General features: G+C 55.2%; 1 protein-coding gene and 1 pseudogene. Both read right to left on the minus strand.

From position 1 onward, the window contains the following. Window positions 1-29: 29 nt before the first annotated feature. Complete coding sequence (locus WH5701_RS00195) at window positions 30-1148, minus strand: phosphotransferase enzyme family protein (RefSeq protein ID WP_006169753.1); 1119 nt, start codon at window positions 1146-1148, stop codon at window positions 30-32. A gap of 89 nt (window positions 1149-1237) precedes the next feature. Continuing rightward, a pseudogene (locus tag WH5701_RS17835) lies at window positions 1238-1774 on the minus strand (hypothetical protein); the annotation flags it as partial.

Genomic DNA, 1774 nt, shown 5'->3' on the forward strand with positions numbered 1-1774 from the left:
CAGCATGACGGCAGGGCGAGGCATATCAGTTAGTTCACGGGTCGATCGCTGAGGCGTTGGATGAGGCGTTGAAGCGCCGGCATCTGATTCTCGATGTCTTTCACAAGCTTGAACTGAACAGCGGCGCGTTGGAGATTGTGGCCTGGTCGCTCTGTTTTGAAATACACGTTCCCTTCAAGATGATCCGTGAGGAAGCGCAGTCCGAGTTCCAGGGGGATTAAACGAATGCAGTCTGGGAGGTAATGAAGATCCCACGAACTCAAAAAGCCTCTAGCAACATTGAGATACCCATCCAGCACTGCCTCACAGAGGTTTAAGTCAAAACCAACACTCGCTAGATCGGATGCTTCTTCGCCGGCTGGGTTGCAACAGGAACGAATGCAATCGCCGATGTCGTAGTGGATTAATCCCGGTTTAACCGTGTCGAGGTCAATCAGGCCGACGGCTTGGCCGCTGGTCTCATCGATCATCACGTTGTTGATTTTGGGATCTCCATGGATTGGCCGATGTTGCAACTCTCCCCGGGCCAGAGCAGCCTCGAGCACATCGACCCCGTCTCGACGTTTGTCGATGAAGGCACAGGCCGCTTGTTCAGCGGAATCGAGCACAGCAGGGGTTTTTAGCACAATATCGTAACGATTTAAATACTCAGGCGTTACGTGAAAGTTTTCAAGGGTGTCGGCGAGTTGGTGAATGGCCAGGTCATGAATCAAGGTGTGGAACATGCCAAGCCCATACCCCAGCTCGTTGGCATGGTTGCAATCCTTGATTTCATCACTGGTGGTTGCATCGTCGATAAAGGTGATCGAGCGCCAAAAATCCCCGTTGTGCTCAACCCATGCCGCGTCTTCTCTTCGGCAGGGCACAATTCTCGGTAGTTCCCAGCGTCGGCCCTTGAGCTCCGGTGGTGGAGTGGCCAGCCGCCGGTCGATGTGCTCACCCAGCGCTTGCAGGTTGCGCATCACTAACTCTGGACGTTCAAACACGGCCGTGTTCAGCCGCTGCATCACAAAACTCTCCGTCTTACCTGACCCTTTGTGGGTCACGAGAAAGGTTTCATTGACGTTTCCTGAGCCGAGGGACCGGATCGCCGTGATCTGTTCACGCGGATGGAAGCGATCGGCGATGGCTTCCAGGGCCTCGGTCATTGGAAGTCGCATTGGTCTTATTCGAAAACCATGCCGTTAAGCCTTGGGAAGTCCTTCTCTGGGTGTGCGGTAAAGCAGGCGACTACGACTTAATTCTCCATCTGCGACTCAATTGAGTCCATGAGCTGCAGGTGAGCGGCCACGCCAGCTTCATTGGCTTCATCCAAGGTGACTTCGCCGCGCATGGCCTGCCGGGCGTTGTCGGCGATCACAGCGTTCACCAATAGGTCGAGGGCCTCTGGGATCTCGAGGTTTTGCAGGGCCTCGCCATAGCGACGGCTGTGGCTAGGTCGTACCGATTCCTGGCAGTAGCTCGATAGTTCCCGACTTTCCGTCATCACTTGATAGGCGGTTTCCTTCACGCCAGGGCGCCCATAAATCGCCATGTACAACAAATTCACCATGGAGGCGTCATGCACTGGGATCGCGTATTTGCGGGCGATTTGTGGCCAGTAGCGCAACGATTTCAGCCCTTCCAGCCCCCCTTTTTTCATTCCCGCGGCTTCACACCACTCTTCGAACTCTTCCATGGAATTCGGGCAACGGGCTTGCTCCTGCATGCGCATCGCGAGCACCTGACCGGCCTGGAAATTCCGCGTGGGACTGCCGGAAACCGGCAACATCAT

Origin of the sequence: Synechococcus sp. WH 5701 (assembly GCF_000153045.1) — a bacterium.
GTDB classification, from domain to species: Bacteria; Cyanobacteriota; Cyanobacteriia; order PCC-6307; family Cyanobiaceae; genus Regnicoccus_A; species Regnicoccus_A antarcticus.

Bases quoted from the DNA above. Each gene is read 5' to 3' on its own strand.
- WH5701_RS00195 (WP_006169753.1), bottom strand. From the start codon at position 1,148: ATGACCGAGGCCCTGGAAGCCATCGCCGATCGCTTCCATCCGCGTGAA.